Annotated in this window: 25 protein-coding genes; 13 read left to right on the top strand and 12 right to left on the bottom strand. The window is 52.2% G+C overall.

From position 1 onward, the window contains the following. Positions 1-6 precede the first annotated feature (6 nt). The 9 genes from ptsN to BZG23_RS02370 all read right to left on the bottom strand — a co-directional run bounded on the left by ptsN (position 7) and on the right by BZG23_RS02370 (position 6732). Entirely contained in the window at positions 7-450 is a 444-nt protein-coding gene (ptsN, locus tag BZG23_RS02330) for a PTS IIA-like nitrogen regulatory protein PtsN (protein ID WP_046073908.1), read from the bottom strand. 3 nt (positions 451-453) lie between these two features. Continuing rightward, positions 454-741, bottom strand: coding sequence for a ribosome hibernation promoting factor (gene hpf, locus BZG23_RS02335; RefSeq protein ID WP_046073909.1), 288 nt, complete (start codon positions 739-741; stop codon positions 454-456). 25 nt (positions 742-766) lie between these two features. Next, positions 767-2242 carry an RNA polymerase factor sigma-54 gene (locus BZG23_RS02340; protein ID WP_046073910.1) on the bottom strand — a complete coding sequence of 492 codons (1476 nt, stop codon included), beginning with the start codon at positions 2240-2242 and terminating at the stop codon, positions 767-769. Positions 2243-2414: 172 nt separating this feature from the next. Continuing rightward, a complete protein-coding gene (gene lptB, locus BZG23_RS02345; RefSeq protein ID WP_046073911.1) occupies positions 2415-3140 on the bottom strand; it encodes an LPS export ABC transporter ATP-binding protein in 726 nt (241 codons plus the stop codon). An 8-nt stretch (positions 3141-3148) separates the two neighbouring features. Further along, positions 3149-3682 (bottom strand): lipopolysaccharide transport periplasmic protein LptA, encoded by a 534-nt coding sequence (gene lptA / locus BZG23_RS02350; protein WP_046074202.1) that lies wholly within the window; start codon positions 3680-3682, stop codon positions 3149-3151. Beyond that, the gene (gene lptC / locus BZG23_RS02355) at positions 3663-4226 is read right to left on the bottom strand and encodes an LPS export ABC transporter periplasmic protein LptC (protein WP_046073912.1); all 564 of its coding nucleotides are present in this window, start codon (positions 4224-4226) and stop codon (positions 3663-3665) included. Before lptC ends, lptA begins: the two co-directional genes overlap by 20 nt. After that, positions 4223-4783, bottom strand: a complete 561-nt coding sequence (kdsC, locus tag BZG23_RS02360) for a 3-deoxy-manno-octulosonate-8-phosphatase KdsC (protein WP_077606040.1) — start codon at positions 4781-4783, stop codon at positions 4223-4225. Before kdsC ends, lptC begins: the two co-directional genes overlap by 4 nt. Then, positions 4783-5757, bottom strand: a complete 975-nt coding sequence (locus BZG23_RS02365) for a KpsF/GutQ family sugar-phosphate isomerase (RefSeq protein ID WP_046073914.1) — start codon at positions 5755-5757, stop codon at positions 4783-4785. Before BZG23_RS02365 ends, kdsC begins: the two co-directional genes overlap by 1 nt. 12 nt (positions 5758-5769) lie before the next feature. Next, entirely contained in the window at positions 5770-6732 is a 963-nt protein-coding gene (locus BZG23_RS02370; RefSeq protein WP_046073915.1) for a calcium/sodium antiporter, read from the bottom strand. Positions 6733-7117: 385 nt separating this feature from the next. Here BZG23_RS02370 and mlaF point away from each other — a divergent pair, with 385 nt between their 5' ends. The 7 genes from mlaF to murA are packed head-to-tail and all read left to right on the top strand — an operon-like array spanning position 7118 to position 11693. Continuing rightward, positions 7118-7915 carry a phospholipid ABC transporter ATP-binding protein MlaF gene (gene mlaF / locus BZG23_RS02375; RefSeq protein ID WP_077606041.1) on the top strand — a complete coding sequence of 266 codons (798 nt, stop codon included), beginning with the start codon at positions 7118-7120 and terminating at the stop codon, positions 7913-7915. Next, positions 7915-8694 (top strand): lipid asymmetry maintenance ABC transporter permease subunit MlaE, encoded by a 780-nt coding sequence (gene mlaE / locus BZG23_RS02380; protein WP_443216272.1) that lies wholly within the window; start codon positions 7915-7917, stop codon positions 8692-8694. Before mlaF ends, mlaE begins: the two co-directional genes overlap by 1 nt. Before the next feature lie 2 nt (positions 8695-8696). After that, a complete protein-coding gene (gene mlaD, locus BZG23_RS02385) occupies positions 8697-9176 on the top strand; it encodes an outer membrane lipid asymmetry maintenance protein MlaD (RefSeq protein WP_046073918.1) in 480 nt (159 codons plus the stop codon). Positions 9177-9181: 5 nt separating this feature from the next. Next, complete coding sequence (gene mlaC, locus BZG23_RS02390) at positions 9182-9856, top strand: phospholipid-binding protein MlaC (RefSeq protein WP_046073919.1); 675 nt, start codon at positions 9182-9184, stop codon at positions 9854-9856. Beyond that, complete coding sequence (locus BZG23_RS02395; protein ID WP_077606043.1) at positions 9853-10167, top strand: STAS domain-containing protein; 315 nt, start codon at positions 9853-9855, stop codon at positions 10165-10167. The genes mlaC and BZG23_RS02395 overlap by 4 nt, the downstream gene beginning before the upstream one ends. 2 nt (positions 10168-10169) lie before the next feature. Continuing rightward, positions 10170-10424, top strand: a complete 255-nt coding sequence (gene ibaG / locus BZG23_RS02400; protein WP_077606044.1) for a BolA family iron metabolism protein IbaG — start codon at positions 10170-10172, stop codon at positions 10422-10424. Between the two features lie 9 nt (positions 10425-10433). Next, positions 10434-11693, top strand: a complete 1260-nt coding sequence (gene murA, locus BZG23_RS02405; RefSeq protein ID WP_077578667.1) for a UDP-N-acetylglucosamine 1-carboxyvinyltransferase — start codon at positions 10434-10436, stop codon at positions 11691-11693. Between the two features lie 84 nt (positions 11694-11777). On the opposite strand, the gene degS is transcribed toward murA, so the two are convergent. From degS to zapG, 3 genes are all read right to left on the bottom strand, one after another. Next, a complete protein-coding gene (gene degS / locus BZG23_RS02410) occupies positions 11778-12848 on the bottom strand; it encodes an outer membrane-stress sensor serine endopeptidase DegS (RefSeq protein ID WP_077578668.1) in 1071 nt (356 codons plus the stop codon). 149 nt (positions 12849-12997) lie between these two features. Next, positions 12998-14362: a Do family serine endopeptidase gene (locus BZG23_RS02415; RefSeq protein WP_108743698.1), complete on the bottom strand. Its 1365-nt coding sequence runs from the start codon at positions 14360-14362 to the stop codon at positions 12998-13000. 71 nt (positions 14363-14433) lie between these two features. Beyond that, positions 14434-14841: a Z-ring associated protein ZapG gene (zapG, locus tag BZG23_RS02420; RefSeq protein WP_069363320.1), complete on the bottom strand. Its 408-nt coding sequence runs from the start codon at positions 14839-14841 to the stop codon at positions 14434-14436. 267 nt (positions 14842-15108) lie between these two features. On the opposite strand from zapG, the gene zapE reads away from it, so the two are divergent. From zapE to BZG23_RS02450, 6 genes are all read left to right on the top strand, one after another. Further along, positions 15109-16215 carry a cell division protein ZapE gene (gene zapE / locus BZG23_RS02425; protein WP_077578670.1) on the top strand — a complete coding sequence of 369 codons (1107 nt, stop codon included), beginning with the start codon at positions 15109-15111 and terminating at the stop codon, positions 16213-16215. Positions 16216-16493: 278 nt separating this feature from the next. Further along, positions 16494-16922 carry a 50S ribosomal protein L13 gene (rplM, locus tag BZG23_RS02430; protein WP_046073927.1) on the top strand — a complete coding sequence of 143 codons (429 nt, stop codon included), beginning with the start codon at positions 16494-16496 and terminating at the stop codon, positions 16920-16922. A 13-nt stretch (positions 16923-16935) separates the two neighbouring features. After that, positions 16936-17325 (top strand): 30S ribosomal protein S9, encoded by a 390-nt coding sequence (gene rpsI, locus BZG23_RS02435; protein ID WP_046073928.1) that lies wholly within the window; start codon positions 16936-16938, stop codon positions 17323-17325. Positions 17326-17704: 379 nt separating this feature from the next. Next, the gene (petA, locus tag BZG23_RS02440) at positions 17705-18295 is read left to right on the top strand and encodes a ubiquinol-cytochrome c reductase iron-sulfur subunit (protein ID WP_046073929.1); all 591 of its coding nucleotides are present in this window, start codon (positions 17705-17707) and stop codon (positions 18293-18295) included. Further along, a complete protein-coding gene (locus BZG23_RS02445) occupies positions 18295-19563 on the top strand; it encodes a cytochrome b (protein WP_046073930.1) in 1269 nt (422 codons plus the stop codon). The genes petA and BZG23_RS02445 overlap by 1 nt, the downstream gene beginning before the upstream one ends. Then, on the top strand, positions 19560-20297 hold the full coding sequence (locus tag BZG23_RS02450) for a cytochrome c1 (protein ID WP_046073931.1): 738 nt from the start codon (positions 19560-19562) through the stop codon (positions 20295-20297). The genes BZG23_RS02445 and BZG23_RS02450 overlap by 4 nt, the downstream gene beginning before the upstream one ends. Positions 20298-20332: the final 35 nt, after the last annotated feature.

Consider the following 20332-nt stretch of genomic DNA (forward strand, 5'->3'; position numbering starts at 1 on the left):
TGCCCATTATTGGGTAATGATATTGTACAGCTCTTGGTCTGAATTGGCATTGCGCAGCTGACGACACAGCTTTTTGTCATTCAACTTCTCGGCAATCGCAGACAGGGTTTGCAGGTGTACCTTGCACTGTTCGTCAGGCACTAGCAGCGCAAACAGCAGATCAACAGGCCGTTTGTCCACCGCATCAAACTCTATGGGCTCGGCGCATTGTAGCAGCACGCCTACGGCATGTTGGCTGTCGAGCGTACGACCATGGGGAATGGCAATGCCCGCCCCAATGCCGGTCGTCCCCAGCTTTTCGCGGCTTAGCATGCATTCAAACAAGGTTTGTGCGTTGGTGCCCAGCTTGTCCGCAGCAACCTGGCTGATGATTTCCAGGGCGCGTTTCTTGCTAGAGCAGTGGACGGCACTGCGGGTGCAGTCCACTGACAGTACTTCTTTCAGTTCCATAGCTTAGTGCTGTTTGAGCTTTTCTTTGTGTTTACTCAGTTGCTTGACCAGCTTATCGGTCAGCCCATCGATGGCCGCATACATATCATGCGATTGTGCTTTTGCATGGATCTCCCCGTTGTTCACGTGGAGCGTTGCTTCTGCAATCTGGTCGAGCTTTTGGACATTCAGTACAACATGGACATTATTAATGTGCTCGAAAAAGCGCTCGAGTTTAGCAAACTTGGTCTCCACATACTCGCGTAGTGGTGGCGTGACGTCGACAGACTGTCCGGTCAGATTGATTTGCATACACACTTTCCTTCTGTTGAGGCGCCTATAGCAGACGCTTACGCTGGTTTGACGGCGCAATACCCAGTGACTCTCGGTACTTAGCAATGGTCCGTCGTGCAACTTTAATGCCTTGCTCGGCCAGCAATGTGGCAATCTTACTGTCGCTAAGCGGCTTATTAGCCGGCTCGTCAGCGACCAATTTTTTGATCAGTGCGCGAATTGCTGTGGATGAGCACTCGCCGCCATTGTCGGTACTGACGTGACTAGAGAAAAAGTACTTCAGCTCGAAAATACCGCGCGGCGTATGCATGAACTTTTGTGTCGTGACACGGGAAATGGTTGACTCATGCATATCGACATCCAAGGCGATGTCGTTAAGCACCATCGGCTTCATGGCCTCTTCCCCGTACTCAAAGAAGTCGTGTTGATGTTCGACAATACAGCGTGCCACCTTCAGCAAGGTGTCATTACGGCTCTCCAGGCTTTTGATCAGCCACTTGGCTTCTTGTAGGTGTGAGCGAATAAACTGGCTATCAGAGGGGCTACAACCATTACGACCATAGGCAGCGTATTGCTCGTTCACTTTCAGTTTGGGCACGCTATCTGGGTTGATTTGGACCACCCACTGCCCTTGATGCTTAAACACGGAGACATCAGGCACCACATATTCGGCCTCGTTGGTCACAATCAAGTTACCTGGGCGTGGCTCGAGGCTATGAATCAATTGCATCACTGACTTAAGCTCAGGCTCTTTTAGCCGGGTTTCACGCATCAACTGGCGATAATCACGGTTGGCGAGTAAGTCCATGTGTTCAGTGAGCACTTTACGAGCCTCGTTGAGCCAAGGGGTATCGGCGTCGTAGGTTGCCAGTTGCAGCATCAAACACTCTTGCAGTGAGCGAGACGCCACCCCCAGCGGATCAAAATGTTGCACGCGTTTGAGCACCGCTTCGACTTCGTCAAGCTCAATCTCTTCGCTTCCTAAGCTGTCGAGGATCTCTTCGGTGCTGACCGACAAGTAACCTTGATCGTCCACCGCATCAATGATCGCCATGGCGATCACCTGATCGTTTTCCGAAAAGGGCGTCAGTTCGAGCTGCCATTTTAAATAGTCGTAGAGCGTTTGGGTGGTTTCCCCTTGGTAAACGGGTTGGTCGTCGTATCCGCTGGCCCCTGCGCCTGTGTTGCCGGTACCGGCAGAGTAGAGATGATCCCAAGTCGTATCGACCGGGAGATCGTCCGGCATTTCGTTCTTTTCAAACGCGTCCGAGGTTTCCATGGTGTCCGCGCTGGCGGTTGCTGTTTCTTGCTCAGCGGTATCTTGATCATGGGATTGCTCGTGCTGACTGGCCTCCTGCTCTTGGCCTTCGTCATGTTCCAACAGCGGGTTGGTTTCCAACGCTTCTTGGATCTCCTGTTGCAAGTCCAGCGTCGACAATTGCAGCAGACGGATAGCCTGCTGCAATTGCGGTGTCATTGCGAGCTGTTGTCCAAGCTTAAGCTGAAGCGTGGGTTTCATAGAGGCGGTACACCTTTCCTTATTTCAACGACCGAAGAGGTTAAAAACGCTTGCTCTGGCTAACAGGGCAAGCGCTCTTTATTAACTATAGCCTTGATTGGCAGTTTGTAGCGTGAGCCAGTCCACTATATTTTATCCGAACACGCTCACCGAGTTGGCGTAATCAGGTGCATTAGAGTTTGAACTGATCACCCAAATAGACCCGTTTGACATGCTCATCATTAAGCACTTCATCAGGGGTACCGTGTGCAATCAAGTGTCCTTGGCTGACAATGTAAGCATGTTCACAGACACTGAGTGTTTCGCGCACATTGTGGTCGGTAATCAGAACGCCTAAGCCACGATCACGTAAGTGCTCGATGATTTTCTTAATATCGATCACCGATATCGGGTCGACCCCTGCAAACGGCTCATCCAGCAAAATAAATTTTGGGTTGGCGGCCAATGCACGCGCGATCTCTACCCGACGACGCTCACCACCGGATAAGGCCATCCCCAGGCTGTCACGGATATGCTGAATATTAAACTCATCCAACAGATCTTCTGCCTTGTCTTGGCGCTCTTCTTTGCTTAACGACTTACGGGTTTGTAGCACCGCCATTAGGTTATCGTAGACGCTCAGCTTGCGAAATATCGAGGCCTCTTGTGGTAAGTAGCCAATCCCCAGGCGTGAGCGGTTATGCATCGGCTGAATGCTAATGTCTTTGTCATCGATATAGATGGCCCCTTCGTCACGAGCGACCAAGCCGACAATCATGTAAAACGACGTGGTTTTTCCCGCACCGTTAGGGCCTAGAAGACCAACAATTTCACCGGATTTCACTTCCAAGCTGACATCGGCGACCACCTTTCGCCCTTTATAACTTTTGGCCAAATTGGCTGCTGTGAGTGTTGCCATGTCGCCTCTTATTGCTCGTCTGACGTGGATGCATCCTGAGAGGATGACGATTTGGTGCTCGGCTGCAAAATCGTGGTCACGCGTTTGGTACTATCACTTTCCGCTACAAGTTGTTGCTTGTCGATTTCATAGGTGATCACGTTGCCTTCCACCTGATTGCCACTTTGCTCAAGCATCGCATTGGTCGACATTTTAAGAAATTCATTGCCCACTTCGTAGCGCAGTTTGTTGGCTTCGCCATGAATCTCTTTGCCATCGTCCATGGTTTGCTCAAACGTCGCCGGCTTGCCATACGCCTCGATGGTTTCATCACCTTCTTGGCCTTCTGGGCGAATCACGATCAGTTTATCGGCCAAGATTTTAATGCTGCCTTGGGTCAGGACCACGTTTTGGGTAAAGGTTACCGTGTTGGTCGCCATATCCAGGTGTTGGCTTTCTGACTCTATATAAATAGGTTGCTCAGTATCACTGCTCAGAGCCAGTGAGTAATGCGACAGCAGCAACATGGCACCTGCCAGTGCTTTAACGAGGGGTCGTTTCATATCGGCCTCTAACATCGTCTAACAATTCCATCTGGTGGTTACCGAAATTTCCTTTCACCCGTTTACCTTTGGTTTGAAAACGGGTGCCGGTGATCGTCGTCGGACTCTCTGACCAAAAATCTCGTGTGGTGAGATTCAGGGTCACCGAATCAGTGGCTACCGAATCAATTTGCGCATTCGGTAGTAGGTTAAAAATGCGCACGTTGCCCGTCATGGTCAACAGGTGGTCATCGGACAATATCGCGTAGTCTGCACTCACGCGCCATTCTTCCTCTTTGCCTGCTTTGTACGTCCACAGAACGGGCTCATTAAAGTGGGTTTCATCAATCTTGGCATAATGCTCAAGATGTTTGGCGTGCACCGTGTAGCTGCGCACGCCGTCCGCATCATATTGCACGGTTTGAATCGCTTCGCCAGTAAACAGCGGTTTTTCGGCATCAGGCGTGACCTGCTGTACCCGCTGCCAGCCATGCTGAACCAATAAATAGTAACCGGTTACCGCACAAAGCACGACCAATAGAAGCAGGCCAAGCCGCCGGATCATAAACTCAAGCCCTTGTGTTGGTCGAGTTCGCCACGCGCCTCTAACATCAGATCACACACTTCACGCACGGCACCAAAGCCACCGCCTGTTTGCGTGACAAAGTGCGCGCGACGCTTAAGGAGTGGATGACCATCGGCCACACAGCAGGCAAGCCCGACTTTCTCCATCACCGGCCAATCAATTAAGTCATCGCCAATGTAGGCCGTGTGTGCGGGTAAAACATCAACATGGCGGCACAAGTCTTGATACGCGGTGAGTTTGTCACTTTGTCCTTGATAAACATGTTGGACACCGAGGGCGTGCATTCGGTTCGCGACAATCTGCGATTGGCGGCCTGTGATCACCGCGACCTCGATGCCGGCATTCATGATCGACTTGATGCCATACCCATCACGGGTATGAAATGCTTTGAGCTCTTCACCCTGATTGCCCATGTATACGCGGCCATCGGAGAAGACGCCGTCAATATCGCAAATCAGCAGTTTTATCGCCGCCGCACGTTGAAAAACGTCGGCAGCCACAGGGCCATAGAGGGTGTCAATCACAGTGGAGGCCATTAGATAACTCCGGCTTTTAAAAGGTCATGCATGTTAAGGGCGCCGAGCAGCTGGCCGTTTTTAGCAACCAGCAGTCCGTTAATTTTACGCTCTTCCATGAGTTTGAGTCCTTCTGCCGCGAGCAGTTCCGGTTCAATGGTCACCGGGTTTGTCGACATCACTGAGCCAATGGTGGTGGTATGCAGGTCAATGCGCATATCCAGCAAGCGGCGCAAATCGCCATCGGTAAACACGCCCGTCAGTTGCCCGTGGCTATCAACAATCGCTGTCATGCCTAGGCCTTTTTCTGACACCTCTAAAAGCGCATCACGGACGGTGGCGGAGTCCTCAACCACGGGTAAGCGCTCGTCTTGGTGCATTAAATCACTGATACGTAATAATAGCTTACGCCCCAGTGCGCCGCCGGGGTGGGAGAGGGCAAAGTCGTTCGCGGTAAAGCCTCTGGCTTGCATCAACGCCATCGCGAGGGCATCGCCCATCACTAGGGTGGCGGTGGTGCTGGAGGTGGGGGCCAAGGCCAATGGGCAGGCTTCTTGCGGGACATGAATATTAAGATTCACTTTCGCGAGCTGACCCATGCTGGAATTAGGGTTGCCGGTCATACAGACCAAGGGGATCCCGAGGCGTTTAATCACGGGCAGCAAGGTTAAGATTTCACCGGCTTCCCCTGAGTTGGAAATGGCCAGTACCACATCACCTTGGTTTATCATTCCCAGATCGCCGTGGCTGGCTTCCCCTGGATGGACAAAAAACGCGGGCGTCCCCGTGCTGGCCAATGTCGCGGCGATTTTTTTACCAATATGGCCGGATTTACCCATGCCCATCACCACCACTTTCCCCGTGGCATGTAAGATGAGTTGGCAAGCGGCCGCGAAGTGGTCATCGATCGCCGTTTTTAGCTGCGCAATCGCGTCTTGCTCAATGTTGAGCACATCAAGCCCTGCGCGGCGAAAATCAAAACTGTAATCACTCATACTTGTGTCCGTTTAGGCTGCTGCGTTAACAAACAGGTAGCCTTGATAGCCGATATAACAAAGGAGAAAAACAGCGCCTTCAATGCGGTTGATGCTACGTGATTTACCGAGCGCAAAAATCAGCAACATGATGGAAAGCACCAACATAATATAATAATCGCGGCTCATGGCATACTCACTGATCGCTGAGGGGTTGAGTAATCCTGGGATCCCCATCACCGCGAGAATATTGAACACGTTTGAGCCGATAATATTGCCGACGGCCAAATCATCTTCCCCTTTCATTACCCCCGCTATCGACGCGGCGAGCTCAGGCAAGCTGGTGCCAATGGCGATGATGGTCAAGCCGATCACCAAATCGCTCATGCCAAAGTACTGCGCGATGGTCACCGCCGAGTCAACCACTTGATCGGAAGAGACCAGCAGCAATGGCAAACCAATGATGATCCACAGCACCGCTTTCAGGTTACTGACATCATTAGGAATATCCGATTGTTGGTCGGCCAGTATTGGATCGGTGCCACCCGAGTCTTTGCCGATTTTTAGCATCATTAGGATGAAAATCACAAACAGGGTGAACAGCCCCACGCCTTCAAAAAAGCCTAGGTGGTTGTTCCAAAGCAGCACCCCAGCCAATACGGTGACCCCTAGCATCAGAGGCAGCTCGCGACGAATAATAGTCGAGCCAATAGAAAGGGGCTTGATCAGTGCGGTGAAACCGAGGATCAGCGCAATATTAGCGATGTTGGAGCCCAACACATTACCCACGGCGGTGTCGGTTTTATCCGCTAAGGCGGCGTTGGCCGAGACCATCATCTCTGGGGCAGAGGAGCCCATGGCCAAAATAGTCATCCCGATCACCAGCGGAGAGACCCCGTAGTTTTTCGCGATTGCTGCCGCGCCGAACACTAATCGGTCGGCACTCCACACTAGCACGATGAGTCCAACAATGAGTATGGCAACCGCTATGACCATGACACCTATCCTTTGCGTTTTTTGATTGGGTACAAATGAGGTGCAATTCTGACGGCTAACGGGGTAAATGTGAAGCGAAAAGCCCGTGCTTTAGCGATGAAATCGGTGATTTCATTCATCAACATGAGGGTTGTCGCCATGAAATGGTCGCCGTGAAACGGTCGCCATGAAACAGTCATCGTGAAACAGTCGCTATGAATGGCAGCGTTACATGAGTCGGACGTAAGCTGACCTATGTCTGACAAGAAAAGCGAAGATAAGCTGCTATTATCAGGGATAAGTCACGTCCTGTGGGCGCTGAGGTGCGGCGTGGCTTGTGTTAGGGTGGGTGACGCCTTATTATCAGCCACTTAATTTTGTTCCTTTCTAACCATGAGATGCGGCCATGGCAGCACAGAGCCTGATAGATATCAGTGGGATGACCTTCTCACGGGGCAATCGATGCATTTTTGACAATATTGATTTGCAAGTGCCACGTGGCCAAGTAATCGCGATCATGGGGCCATCAGGGATAGGCAAAACCACCTTGCTGCGTTTGATTGCCGGTCAGCTTAAACCCGATGCGGGCGAGATTGTGTTTGATGGCCACGCCATTCCTTCCCTAGGACGACGCAAGTTGTTTGAAGTCCGTCAGCGTATGAGCATGCTGTTCCAATCAGGGGCGTTATTCACCGATATGTCGGTGTTTGATAATGTCGCTTTCCCGCTGCGCGAACATACCGACTTGGACGAGTCGCTTATTCACACCATCGTGATGCTCAAGCTAGAAGCGGTGGGCTTACGTGGCGCGCAAGGATTAATGCCCAGTGATTTATCGGGCGGGATGGCACGTCGTGCGGCTCTCGCACGCTCGATTGCGCTTGACCCTGAATTGATTTTGTTTGATGAGCCCTTTGTCGGCCAAGACCCGATCACCATGGGGGTGCTGGTGACCTTGATTCGTCAGCTTAACCAAGCACTGGGATTGACCTGTGTGGTGGTTTCGCACGATGTGCCAGAGGTCATGAGTATTGCCGATCAGGTATATTTGCTCGCCGATAGCCGCATTATTGCCAGTGGTTCGCCCCAATCGCTGCGTGACAATCCTGACCCATGGGTAAAACAGTTTTTAGAAGGGCATGCTGATGGGCCGGTACCTTTTCGCTATCCCGCTGGCGAGTTAACCCAGGAGATTTTCCGGTGATCAGAACACACATCGAAGACGTGGGCCGCCGGGCCATGCGCGTGGCCGAATCCATGGGCCGCGCAACCTTTGTGATGACAGGCTCACTGATTGGCCGTCCGCAACCGAGCAAAACCTTCCCGCTATTGGTCAAGCAGCTCTATTCGGTAGGAGTTCGGTCACTGGCGATCATCATGGTCTCTGGCCTGTTTATTGGTATGGTGCTGAGCTTGCAAGGGTATCTGGTGTTGTCAGACTTTGGCGCGGAAACCAGCCTTGGACAAATGGTGGCCTTGTCGCTGCTACGTGAGCTTGGCCCTGTGGTGACTGCCTTGCTATTTGCTGGCCGAGCTGGGTCAGCACTGACCGCAGAAATTGGCTTAATGAAAGCCACCGAGCAGTTATCAAGCCTAGAGATGATGGCGGTTGACCCGCTACGCCGAGTGATAGCACCGCGCTTTTGGGCGGGTGTGATTGCCATGCCACTGCTGGCAGTGATTTTTATGCTGGTGGGCATTTGGGGCGGCGAGCTGGTCGGCGTCGACTGGAAAGGCATTGACCACGGCAGTTTCTGGTCGGTGATGCAAGCGTCGGTCGATCTGGGCTATGACGTGGGCAACGCACTGATCAAAAGTGTGGTGTTTGCGGTGGCTGTGACCTGGATTGCGCTTTTTAACGGCTATGATGCCACGCCGACATCGGAAGGGATCAGCCGCGCCACCACGCGTACTGTGGTACATTCATCGTTGGCCGTGCTCGGCCTAGACTTTGTCCTTACTGCACTCATGTTTGGGAATTAATCATGCAACAGAGTCGTAAAACAGAATTTTGGGTAGGTTGTTTTGTCATTGCTGGCATTGCAGCGTTATTGGTCTTGGCGTTTCAAGTGGCCGATGTCCAGCGTTGGGGACGGGCGGATACTTACACGCTAACCGCTGAGTTCGACAATATTGGTGGCTTAAAAGTGCGCTCACCGGTCAAAGTGGGTGGCGTGACCGTTGGCCAAGTGACCGACATTGCGTTGGACGCCGAGACTTATGTCCCCCAAGTCACCCTGCAAATCAATGCTGACGCCGGACGTTTTCCGGAATCAAGCTCGGCATCGATTTATACCGCAGGTTTATTGGGTGAACAGTACATTGGTATCACCCCAGGCTTCGTGGATGAAGCGCTGGGTATTGGCTATTTAGACGCCGGCGACAAGATTCAGGACACCAAATCGGCACTGGTACTCGAAGATTTGATTGGTCAGTTCCTCTATAGCGTTGGTGACAAGGAGTAAACAGCATGAAAAAGACATGGATCGCACTGAGCAGCGCCGTTTGCCTGCTGGTTTCAAGCCTTGGCACTGTGGCACAGGCGAGCGAGCCGGTTGATCAATCCAACCCTTATCAGCTCATCGAGCAAGTGGCGGACAACACCTTTACCCGCCTGCGTAAAGACCGCACCTTATTCCGCGCTGATCCTGACTTGCTGCGTGATGTGGTCAAAGATGAGTTACTGCCTTACATTCATACTCGGTATGCCGCATCACTGGTGTTGGGCGCGCAGTACTATCGCAAAGCCACGCCCGCGCAGCGTGACGCCTTTACCGAGGCATTCACGGAATACATGATTGCCTCTTACGCGCAGATCTTGCTTGAGTACGATGACCAAGATGTCGAGGTACAAAAAGATCAGCCGATTGCCCCTGACGATAAGATTGTCAAAGTGCGGGTCGATATTACCGATCCGTCACGGCCACCGATTCGCCTCGACTTTAGCTTACGTAAAAATACTCGGACAGGAAATTGGCAAGCCTATGACGTCACCGCCGAGGGCGTGAGTATGATCCAGTCTAAGCAGTCGGAATGGAAAGCACCGCTACGTCGCGATGGTATTGATTCGGTCATCGAGCAATTAAAAACCTTGGCTGAACGTCCCATCCGTCGCGAAGACAAACAAAAGCAGGACGCCTCATGAGCGTGAGCTTCACCGCCGGCGACGGGCAACAGTATCACTTGTCAGGGCGGCTAGATCGTGACACAGTGCCTGACTTTTGGCGCCAGCGTGACCAGTGGCTCCCCACTGACACTGCCTTGAGCCTGGATTTAAGCGCGCTATCACGTGTAGATTCCGCCGGCATGGCGATGTTCCTACACCTGGATAAGCAACTGCGTGAGAAAGGGCAACAGGTGCGTTATCAAGGGGTGCCAGAGCAACTTAAGTTGCTCTTATCGCTGAGCAATGTAGAGACATTTTTGGACGATGCTGAGCATCAAAAAGGGGTTTAAACGTGGAAGCAAGCGAAGTTAAAGCCATTTTAGAGGCAGCTTTGTCAGTGGACGAGCTGCACGTGAAAGGTGATGGCAGCCACTTTGAAGTGATTGCCGTGGCAGAGATGTTTGACGGGATGTCACGTGTGAAAAAGCAACAAACGATTTATGCACCGCTGATGGCGCATATTGCACGCAATGATATCCATGCCGTCAGTATTAAAGCGATGACCCCAACTGAATGGGCGCGCGATAAAAAGCTGATGCAGTTGTAAGAGGGTCTGATGCAAAAGTTTCGAGTGACGGGCAATGGCCCGCTAAAAGGTGATGTGGCCATTTCCGGCGCGAAAAATGCCGCCCTCCCGATTTTATTTGCTTCACTACTGGCCGAAGAGCCGGTCGAAGTGGCGAATGTCCCTAAGCTGCGTGACATTGATACCACTATGGCACTGTTATCTCGCTTAGGTGCCAAGGTTAATCGCAACGGCTCTGTGCATGTCGATGCCAGTGACATTACTGAGCTGTGTGCCCCTTATGATTTGGTCAAAACCATGCGCGCGTCTATTTGGGCGTTAGGGCCCTTAGTGGCGCGTTTTGGTAAAGGCGAAGTGTCATTGCCTGGTGGCTGTGCCATCGGTGCCCGACCGGTCGACTTGCACATCAATGGTCTAGAGCAACTCGGTGCCACCATCACCTTGGATGAGGGCTATGTGCGCGCGACCGTGGATGGCCGCTTGCAAGGGGCGCATATTGTGATGGACAAAGTCAGCGTTGGCGCGACGGTCACCATCATGAGCGCAGCCACCTTGGCTGACGGTACCACAGTGATCGAAAATGCCGCCCGTGAGCCAGAGATTGTTGATACCGCGAAGTTCCTCAATATGCTGGGCGCGAAGGTGTCAGGTGCAGGCACTGACCGGATTGAAATTGAAGGGGTGGAGCGCCTCGGCGGCGGCAAGCACTCAGTCGTGGCCGATCGGATTGAAACCGGCACCTTCTTGGTCGCCGCGGCCGTGTCTGGCGGGCATATTACTTGTCGCCATACTTCGCCGGAGTTGCTCGAAGCGGTATTGCACAAGCTCGAAGAGGCGGGGGCTAAAGTGGTGACCGGTGATGACTTCATTGAGCTCGACATGACCGATCGCGAGCTAAAAGCGGTCAATGTGCGCACGGCGCCACATCCGGGCTTTCCGACCGATATGCAAGCCCAATTTAGCTTGCTCAACTTGGTGGCAAAAGGCACGGGCATTATCACCGAAACCATCTTTGAAAATCGCTTTATGCACGTGCCTGAACTGCAGCGCATGGGCGCACATGCAGAAATTGAGGGCAACACAGTGATCTGTGGTGATACCGACAGCTTAAGCGGGGCACAGGTGATGGCCACCGACTTACGCGCCTCAGCAAGCCTCGTGATTGCTGGCTGCATTGCCAAAGGTGAGACCATTGTTGATCGGATTTATCATATCGATAGAGGCTATGAGCGTATCGAGGATAAACTCCAAGCCTTGGGAGCCAAAATAGAGCGGATTGACGCGGAGTAACCTGCCACTCACTCGACACAAAAACGCCAGCATCTTGCTGGCGTTTTTTATGGCGTGACGCGATAAGCGTCGAGAGCGATTGTATTAGCGGCGCTGCCTTTCATCGCCCACTTTGACCGGCAGTGTCAGGGTCTCACCATCACGAATAAGGGTCACATCTAGCGTTGAGCCTGGGCGAGTATCGGTGACCATATCCATGGCACTGCGCGCCCCGCGTACGGACTGACCATCAATCTTAATGATTAAATCTTGCGGTTGGATCCCCGCTTTATCCGCCGGTCCCCCTTGATCAACACCAGACACCATGACGCCTCGTTGCTGCTCGGCATCCAGCAATCGCGCCATCACTGGGTTGACATCGCGACCATCAATCCCGATATAGCCTCGGATCACTCGGCCATCGGCAATCAGTTTATTCATGATCTTCTCGGTCAAGCCGTAGGGGATAGCAAAGGAGATGCCGTAGGTTTCCAAATCGGTGGCTTGCTGGAACGAGGCGGTATTAATCCCCACTAACTCGCCGCGACTGTTGACCAAGGCGCCGCCGGAGTTGCCCCGGTTAATTGCGGCATCGGTTTGTAAAAAGTCTTGGCGGCCATAAAAGCTCATCCCGGTACGCCCAGTCGCGGAAATAATGCCATAAGTGGTGGTTTGGCCGAGGTTATAGGGGTTGCCAATCGCGAGCACCGTATCGCCCACCGCAGGCTGATAACGCTCGTTGACCGGGATCACGGGTAAGTTATCGGCTTGTACCTTGATCACCGCTAAGTCGGTGCGTTGATCTTTGCCCACCATTTGGGCGGTGAAAATACGGCCATCTTGCAAAGCCACAATCACCTGATCGGCCTCGGCGACCACGTGGTAGTTAGTAACAATATAGCCTTTGGCGCTCATGATCACCCCAGAGCCTAACCCCTGAGTGTTGAGGGCTAATCGTTCGTTGCCGGTGTAGTTGCGGGTGTAAATATTGACCACCGCCGGCGATGCGCGCTTAACCGCGTAATTAAACGACACCAGCTCCACGGGATCGTCCTCGATGCTGTCTGCAATTGAAAAGCCTGATAGCAGACCCGAGCGTAAGTCCGGCACCGCCACCAACAATAAGGCAGCCGTCACCAAGCCAATAATCACAGAGCGAATCAATAACGCCAGCATAAATAATGCCATCCTCAAGCAACTTAACGCGGAGCTAGAGAATAGCATTGTCAGCGAGGGTTGGGGAAATCATCACCGCGCTCTGGGCAAAAAAATGCCTGCCGAGGAGGCAGGCATCAATCGGTGTGCGCCAGGCGCGCGTGCGCGGACTAGCGGATCACCAGATACAAGGAACTGTTGTCGCGGACGATATTGAGCGCTAACACGCTGGGCTTGTCTTCAAGCAACTTGCGCAAATCGCCGAGGTTCTCAATCTTGTGGCGGTTGAGGCCGACAATCACATCCCCCTCACGCAGCCCGTAGCGCGCGGCGAGTGAACCTTCTTCAATGGCCGTCACTTCTACCCCAGCCGGCTCGGTGTCGTGATTTTTCAGCTCGGCACCGGTGAGGGCTTTGTGTAAGTTGTCGGCCTTGGTTTGCGTCTGGCTCGCTTCTTTGAGGGTGGTGTCCATTTCTAGGTTTTCACCGTCACGGATAACCCCCAAGGTGACAGGCTTGCCCGCGCCCAAGGTGGCAATTTTGGCGCGTAATTCACCAAAGCTGCGAATACTTTTGCCGTTGACCGAGACGATGATGTCACCGGCTTCTAACCCCGCTTCTTCCGCGGCCGATTCCGGCATCACCTGGCTAACAAACGCGCCGTGTTGCGTGGCAAGACCAAAGGCATCGGCGAGCTCCGATGTTAGCTCGCGCCCGGTGACACCCAGCATGCCACGGCGCACCGAGCCATACTCGATAATTTGATCGACAAGGCTTTTCGCCATATTCACCGGAATCGCAAAGCCAATCCCGACGTTCCCGCCATTGGGGCCTAAAATGGCGGTGTTGATCCCCATCAACTCGCCATTAAGGTTCACCAGGGCGCCCCCCGAGTTACCACTGTTGATCGCCGCATCGGTTTGAATAAAGTTCTCAAAGTTTTCCAAATTCAAACCACTGCGTCCCAGTGCTGAGATGATCCCTGATGTAACGGTTTGTCCCAGTCCAAACGGGTTACCAATCGCCACCGCAAAATCGCCCACGCGGAGCTCGTCAGAGTTGGCCAGTGGGATCTGTGTGAGGTTATCGGCATCTTCATCCAACTGGAGGAGGGCAATGTCAGACATTTCGTCACTGCCAATCAAGGTGGCGTCGTACTCGCGACCATCTTTTAGTTGTACTCGGATTTGGTCTGCATCATCAATCACATGGTGGTTGGTGACGATATAGCCTTTATCCGCATCAATGATCACTCCCGAGCCTAATCCGCGAAATGGGCGCTCTTGGGCTTGTTCGGGCGGTAGATTGGGGCCAAAGAAAAAACGAAAGGCTTCTGGAATACGCTGCTTCGCGACTTTATTGCCTTCAACGGCAATACTGACGACGGCCGGAGAGACCTTCTCCAACATGGGTGCCAAACTCGGCATGGCTTCGCCGTTTACGGTTTGCGGTAGGGCAGCGTGGCTTGGGAGAGGGGAAAAGGCCGCGCCAAGAGTCAGCGCGGCGATACTCATCGCTAGTAAAGACTTCTTCATCATAGACTCACACTCCGATTGTCGAGGTATGAAGTGAGAGTGGGGGCAATCTGAAAAAGTTCAATCCTCCATCAACTCGTCGCGCGTGAACCTTCACCGCTTTTGAGCAGCCCTGAGGCACTACCTGAGTAGTCTCTGGGCGGCTCACTGGTTGTTTCGGCTTTCACTTCGGTGATTTTACCCAGCCGTTTAGCAAATGGATTGTCCTGATCGGGCAAATTCGGCATCAAATCGGTCGAGGTCTTTGCCATGTGCTGATAGAGCTTGTTGTAATCTTTGGATAGCGTATCGAGCAGCTCTGCGCTTTGGGCAAAATGATCCACCAACTCTTGGCGATATTGCTCCAGCTCGTAACGTGACTTTTCTAGCTCCCTTTTCATGTTTTTTTGTTGTTTGAGATCGCGCGTCGTCATGCGGGCAATAAAGAAGCCTACCGCGATACCGATGACGAGAAAGATCAGGCTATTAATCCAGGCCATAACTGCTCCTTGTAGTCACAAGTTGACTGTCCACAGATACCACTGACGGGTCAGTCAAGACAAGTAAAATCACTTGCCTACCTAATAATATCGTACATTCCCCAATGACTCAGCAAGGGAAGATTTAGCTCACTATACACGTCGCTTTCCGCTTGGGATACTGTCTTACGTGTTTGGTCTGTTGTGCGAGGTGACGCCCGACGTGTGACGTTTTCACGGGGCGTGTTACTATGCGTGCGAGGCGATAACCAATGAGGCTTTCACGGAATGACGCCACTCGAGCATTATAATAACGATCTGACCCACAACGATTTTATTGAAGACCCGGCGCAGCGTATGGCAGTGGAGAAACTCGATGATCTCTACCATCGCTTGGTCGCCAATCCCATTGTCCCCACCATGCCCGAAAAGCGCAGCTGGCTGCCTTGGCGTAAGCGCGAACCCGCGCCAGTGACCCCAGTAAAAGGCTTATATTTCTGGGGTGGGGTGGGGCGCGGCAAAACCTACCTAATGGATACGTTTTTCCACGCTTTGCCGTTTGAGAACAAGATGCGGATGCACTTTCACCGCTTTATGCATCGCGTTCATCAAGAGCTCAAAACCTTGGATGGCGAGGTTGACCCTCTGCCACAAATCGCCGATAAGTTTGCTCAAGAAACCCGAGTATTGTGCTTTGATGAGTTCTTTGTCTCTGACATCACCGATGCGATGATTTTGGGCACCTTAATGGAAGCCCTATTTGCGCGTGGTATTACCCTAGTGGCCACCTCCAACATCGTGCCCGATGAGCTTTATTGGAATGGATTGCAACGTGCGCGTTTTTTACCTGCGATCGCCTTGATTAATCAGCATTGTGAGGTGGTCAATGTCGACTCAGGGGTTGATTACCGCTTACGCACGCTAGAGCAAGCGGAGATCTTTCATCATCCTTTAGATGACGCCGCCACCGCGCAAATGCATGCCTACTTTAAAAAGCTCAATGGCGAGGGCGGGGTGAAACAGGATGTGATTGAAGTGAATCATCGGCCGCTGCAAACCCTCGAAAATGGCGACGGCGTGGTGCACTTTAGTTTTGCTGAGCTTTGCCAATCGGCACGTAGTCAAACCGACTATATGGAACTGGCACGCCTTTACCACACGGTGCTGCTGGCTGATATGCCTCAGCTAACCGGGGCGCAAGACGACGCCGCACGGCGCTTTATTGCCTTGGTGGATGAGTTTTACGAGCGTAGCGTGAAGCTAATCATCTCGGCGGCGGTACCCATGGATAGCCTCTATCAAGGCGAACGGTTGGCGTTTGAATTTAAGCGCTGCCAATCACGCCTGATTGAGATGCAAAGCCATGACTATCTTGCGTTGCCGCATTTGCCCTAAATCGGATAGAACGCAGGGCGCAAGCTCGCTAACGGCGCGCGTCCCGCAACACAATGGTGTGCAGTAGCCAAACAATCACCAACTGAAAAAAATCCACCGAATTTTTTTGCCAAAAGGAGGTGATTTTTTCTCCACTCTTCCCTATAATCTCGCGACCCACCGTTACTGTTGAAAGGCTTAGGCCGAGTGTACCACCACTCGAAGGGGTGATGTATGGGCGCTTAACAGTGGGAGCTTAGGCTCCTGAAGTGAAACTTATTAATCGGGTAATCATTAGCATGAAAACTTTCGTTGCTAAACCAGAAACTGTAAAACGCGACTGGTTCGTTGTAGACGCTGAAGGCAAAACGCTGGGCCGTCTGGCCACTGAAATTGCAACGCGTCTGCGTGGCAAGCACAAGCCAGAATACACTCCTCACGTTGACACCGGTGACTACATCGTTGTTATCAACGCTGAGAAAGTGGCTGTTACTGGCCGCAAAAAGTCTGACAAGATGTACTACAGCCACACTGGCTACATTGGTGGCATCAAGTCAATCAGCTTTGAAAAACTGATCGCGGAAAAACCTGAACTGGTTATTGAAAAAGCCGTTAAAGGTATGTTGCCACGCGGTCCTCTAGGTCGTGCTATGTACCGTAAACTGAAAGTTTACGCAGGTTCTGAGCACAAGCACGCGGCACAACAACCGCAAGTACTAGACATCTAAGAGGAATAAAGCAATGGCAGAACAATACTACGGCACCGGCCGTCGCAAAAGCTCCGCAGCGCGTGTCTTCATCAAGCCGGGCAGCGGTAACATCGAGATCAACAAGCGTTCTCTCGAGACTTATTTCGGTCGCGAAACCGCTCGCATGGTCGTTCGTCAGCCGCTTGAGCTGGTAGAAATGACCGAGAAGCTAGACCTGTACATCACCGTTTCTGGTGGTGGTATCTCTGGTCAAGCTGGCGCAATCCGTCACGGCATCACTCGTGCCCTGATGGAGTATGACGAGTCACTACGTCCTGCGCTACGTGCAGCTGGCTTTGTTACGCGTGACGCTCGTCGCGTTGAGCGTAAAAAAGTGGGTCTACGCAAAGCACGTCGCAGCCCGCAGTTCTCGAAGCGTTAATCGACGTTCCAGTCAGATTTGCTGCAAAAAGCCTGGTGGCAACGCCAGGCTTTTTTTATCCATCAATTTATCCGTCATTCTTGGGTGCAATACTCATTTATTTCCTTTCAAAACAGTGTATAAGCACTCACTTTCCAACATTTTTATTACCCTTTCCTCAATTCTGTGCACACCGCTCACATTTGTTACAAAAAGGTAGCTTTATCTTGTCAAAAAGTAGGGTTTTCTCTATCATCTAGCCGACGTAATAGCAGCTAAGATTTAATCGAACTGATCCCAGTCAGCCGTTATTACATATTCGTTTTTAAGTAAGCCGTACGCTCCATGGACGCAAAGGACACAATAAAAATCCAAGCGGGAGCACATGGGAGAATGTTGGATGAGCAATGCGCCAGTGAATACCGGCCGACGCCGTTTCCTGACTGCGACGACGTCAGTTGTTGGCGGTTTAGGGGCCGTAGCAGTTGCCGTACCTTTTATTAAGTCTTGGAACCCAAGCGCGAAAGCCAAAGCGGCGGGCGCGCCTGTCGAAGTCGATATCAGTAAGCTACAAGACGGACAAATGATCCGTGTTGAGTGGCGAGGAAAACCTGTATGGATCGTGCGTCGTAGTGACGCGGTCGTCGAAGAGCTGTCTAGCTTCGAGGACCAGCTTCGTGATCCCGGTTCGGCACAGCCGCAACAGCCAGAATACGCAGCCAACCAGACCCGCTCTATTAAACCTGAAATTTTTGTCGCGGTTGGTATCTGTACCCATCTAGGTTGTTCGCCAACCTACCTGCCTGACAGTTTCAGTGAGCAAGTGAGTGGGGTGAAAGCCGGGTTCTTCTGTCCGTGTCATGGTTCCAAATTTGACATGGCAGGACGCGTATTCCAAGGCGTTCCTGCACCACTAAACCTGGTCGTTCCACCTTACATGTACTTGGACGACAAACGGGTACTCGTGGGACAAGATGAGGGGACTGCGTAATGGAAAACTTGCTGAACTGGGTTGAGAAACGCATTCCAGCGATGAATGCGTATCGCAAACACATGACTGAGTACCCCATGCCGAAGAACTTCAACTTCTGGTATATGTTTGGTGTGCTCGCAATGCTGGTTCTGGTTAACCAAATTCTTACTGGGATTTGGCTAACCATGAACTACGTACCTTCAGCGGAAGGCGCATTTGCGTCTGTTGAATACATCATGCGTGATGTGGAGTACGGCTGGCTCTTGAGGTATATGCACTCCACCGGGGCCTCGGCCTTCTTTGTGGTGGTCTACCTGCATATGTTCCGTGGCCTGATCTACGGCTCCTACCAAAAGCCACGTGAGCTGTTATGGCTATTTGGTATGCTGATCTTCCTGGTGCTGATGGCTGAGGCCTTTATGGGCTATCTGCTGCCATGGGGACAAATGTCGTACTGGGGCGCACAGGTTATCATCTCCTTGTTCGGAGCCATCCCAGTGATTGGTGATGACCTAACACTGTGGATTCGTGGTGACTACGTTGTCTCTGGCGCGACCTTGAACCGTTTCTTTGCCCTCCACGTGATTGCACTGCCGATTGTGCTCTTGCTGTTGGTGGCATTGCACGTGCTTGCACTGCACGAAGTGGGCTCAAACAACCCGGATGGTATCGACACTAAACTACCGAAAGGTGAGGCAGATGACGATGGCCAGCAGTCACAGTTCAAGTTCCACCCGGATTACACCAAGAAATATAAGATCATTGACTCGATTCCTTTCCACCCTTATGGGACAGTGAAAGACTTGATTGGTGTGGGTGTGTTCGGCATCTTGTTCGCCTACGTGATTTTCTTTAATCCCGAAATGGGCGGTTATTTCCTTGAGCCACCCAACTTTGAAGCGGCTAACCCGCTGAAGACCCCTGAGCATATTGCCCCTGTTTGGTACTTCACGCCGTTCTACGCGATTTTGCGTGCGATCCCAGACAAGCTAATTGGTGTTATTGCCATGGGCGCGTCGATTGTGATGCTGTTCATCCTGCCGTGGCTTGACCGCTGCCGTGTGCGCTCATACCGCTACCGCAGCAAGCTGCACTTGGCGAACATCGTCCAATTTGTGATTGCCTTTATTGCTCTGGGTATTCTGGGCGCGTTGCCAGCAACCCCAACGTACACCTTGCTGGCGCAGATCTTCAGCTTCTGTTACTTCATGTTCTTCGTGCTGTTGTTCTTCTACAGCAAAAATGAGGCAACAAAACCGCTACCAGAGAGGGTGACATTCAAATGAGAAAATGGATTGTAATCTTGTGCGCGCTGTTGCCCTCTTTGGCGATGGCCGCCGGTGGCAATGTCCACTTGGACGAAGCCAACAATGATTTGACGGACAAAGCCTCATTGCAACGTGGCGCCAAACTGTTCATGAACTACTGTTTTGGTTGCCATGCTACGCAGTATCAGCGCTATCAGCGTGTGGCCGAAGATCTCAATATTCCTAAAGACTTGATGGAAGACAACCTGATTGTCGATAAGAATGCCGATTACGGCGAGTTGATGAAAAACGCCATGACGCAAGAGGCGGGCGCGCAGTACTTCGGTGCACCCGCTCCCGATCTGACCTTGGTGGCACGTGTGCGTGGTGTGGATTGGCTATATACCTATTTACGTTCGTTCTACGTCGACCCATCTCGCCCATTTGGCGTGAACAATACCGTGTTCCCGAACGTGGGTATGCCACACGTGCTTGAAGAGCTGCAAGGGACACCCCGTAAAGTGTACGAAACACGTATGGTGGACGGTGAGCCGGTGGAAGAGTTTGTGGGTCTCAAGTCTGACGGCAACGGCGAACTCAGTGCTAGCGAGTACGATAATGCGGTGCGCGATCTGGTTAACTTCCTTGAATATTCAGGGGAACCTGTGAAGCTAGAGCGCCAGCAACTGGGCTGGTGGGTGATTGGTTTCTTCGTGGTATTCTTGATTTTGGCGTACTTCCTCAAGAAAGAATATTGGCGCGATGTGCACTGATCGGTTAATCTAGTGTGTTGCTAATCCGCAATGGG

It is taken from the genome of Salinivibrio sp. ML290 (assembly GCF_001995695.1).
In the GTDB taxonomy this organism is placed as follows: Bacteria; Pseudomonadota; Gammaproteobacteria; order Enterobacterales; family Vibrionaceae; genus Salinivibrio; species Salinivibrio siamensis.

Bases quoted from the DNA above. Each gene is read 5' to 3' on its own strand.
- ptsN (WP_046073908.1), bottom strand. From the start codon at position 450: ATGGAACTGAAAGAAGTACTGTCAGTGGACTGCACCCGCAGTGCCGTC.
- hpf (WP_046073909.1), bottom strand. From the start codon at position 741: ATGCAAATCAATCTGACCGGACAGTCTGTCGACGTCACGCCACCACTA.
- BZG23_RS02340 (WP_046073910.1), bottom strand. From the start codon at position 2,242: ATGAAACCCACGCTTCAGCTTAAGCTTGGACAACAGCTCGCAATGACA.
- lptB (WP_046073911.1), bottom strand. From the start codon at position 3,140: ATGGCAACACTCACAGCAGCCAATTTGGCCAAAAGTTATAAAGGGCGA.
- lptA (WP_046074202.1), bottom strand. From the start codon at position 3,682: ATGAAACGACCCCTCGTTAAAGCACTGGCAGGTGCCATGTTGCTGCTG.
- lptC (WP_046073912.1), bottom strand. From the start codon at position 4,226: ATGATCCGGCGGCTTGGCCTGCTTCTATTGGTCGTGCTTTGTGCGGTA.
- kdsC (WP_077606040.1), bottom strand. From the start codon at position 4,783: ATGGCCTCCACTGTGATTGACACCCTCTATGGCCCTGTGGCTGCCGAC.
- BZG23_RS02365 (WP_046073914.1), bottom strand. From the start codon at position 5,757: ATGAGTGATTACAGTTTTGATTTTCGCCGCGCAGGGCTTGATGTGCTC.
- BZG23_RS02370 (WP_046073915.1), bottom strand. From the start codon at position 6,732: ATGGTCATAGCGGTTGCCATACTCATTGTTGGACTCATCGTGCTAGTG.
- mlaF (WP_077606041.1), top strand. From the start codon at position 7,118: ATGGCAGCACAGAGCCTGATAGATATCAGTGGGATGACCTTCTCACGG.
- mlaD (WP_046073918.1), top strand. From the start codon at position 8,697: ATGCAACAGAGTCGTAAAACAGAATTTTGGGTAGGTTGTTTTGTCATT.
- mlaC (WP_046073919.1), top strand. From the start codon at position 9,182: ATGAAAAAGACATGGATCGCACTGAGCAGCGCCGTTTGCCTGCTGGTT.
- BZG23_RS02395 (WP_077606043.1), top strand. From the start codon at position 9,853: ATGAGCGTGAGCTTCACCGCCGGCGACGGGCAACAGTATCACTTGTCA.
- murA (WP_077578667.1), top strand. From the start codon at position 10,434: ATGCAAAAGTTTCGAGTGACGGGCAATGGCCCGCTAAAAGGTGATGTG.
- degS (WP_077578668.1), bottom strand. From the start codon at position 12,848: ATGCTGGCGTTATTGATTCGCTCTGTGATTATTGGCTTGGTGACGGCT.
- BZG23_RS02415 (WP_108743698.1), bottom strand. From the start codon at position 14,362: ATGAAGAAGTCTTTACTAGCGATGAGTATCGCCGCGCTGACTCTTGGC.
- zapG (WP_069363320.1), bottom strand. From the start codon at position 14,841: ATGGCCTGGATTAATAGCCTGATCTTTCTCGTCATCGGTATCGCGGTA.
- zapE (WP_077578670.1), top strand. From the start codon at position 15,109: ATGACGCCACTCGAGCATTATAATAACGATCTGACCCACAACGATTTT.
- rplM (WP_046073927.1), top strand. From the start codon at position 16,494: ATGAAAACTTTCGTTGCTAAACCAGAAACTGTAAAACGCGACTGGTTC.
- rpsI (WP_046073928.1), top strand. From the start codon at position 16,936: ATGGCAGAACAATACTACGGCACCGGCCGTCGCAAAAGCTCCGCAGCG.
- petA (WP_046073929.1), top strand. From the start codon at position 17,705: ATGAGCAATGCGCCAGTGAATACCGGCCGACGCCGTTTCCTGACTGCG.
- BZG23_RS02445 (WP_046073930.1), top strand. From the start codon at position 18,295: ATGGAAAACTTGCTGAACTGGGTTGAGAAACGCATTCCAGCGATGAAT.
- BZG23_RS02450 (WP_046073931.1), top strand. From the start codon at position 19,560: ATGAGAAAATGGATTGTAATCTTGTGCGCGCTGTTGCCCTCTTTGGCG.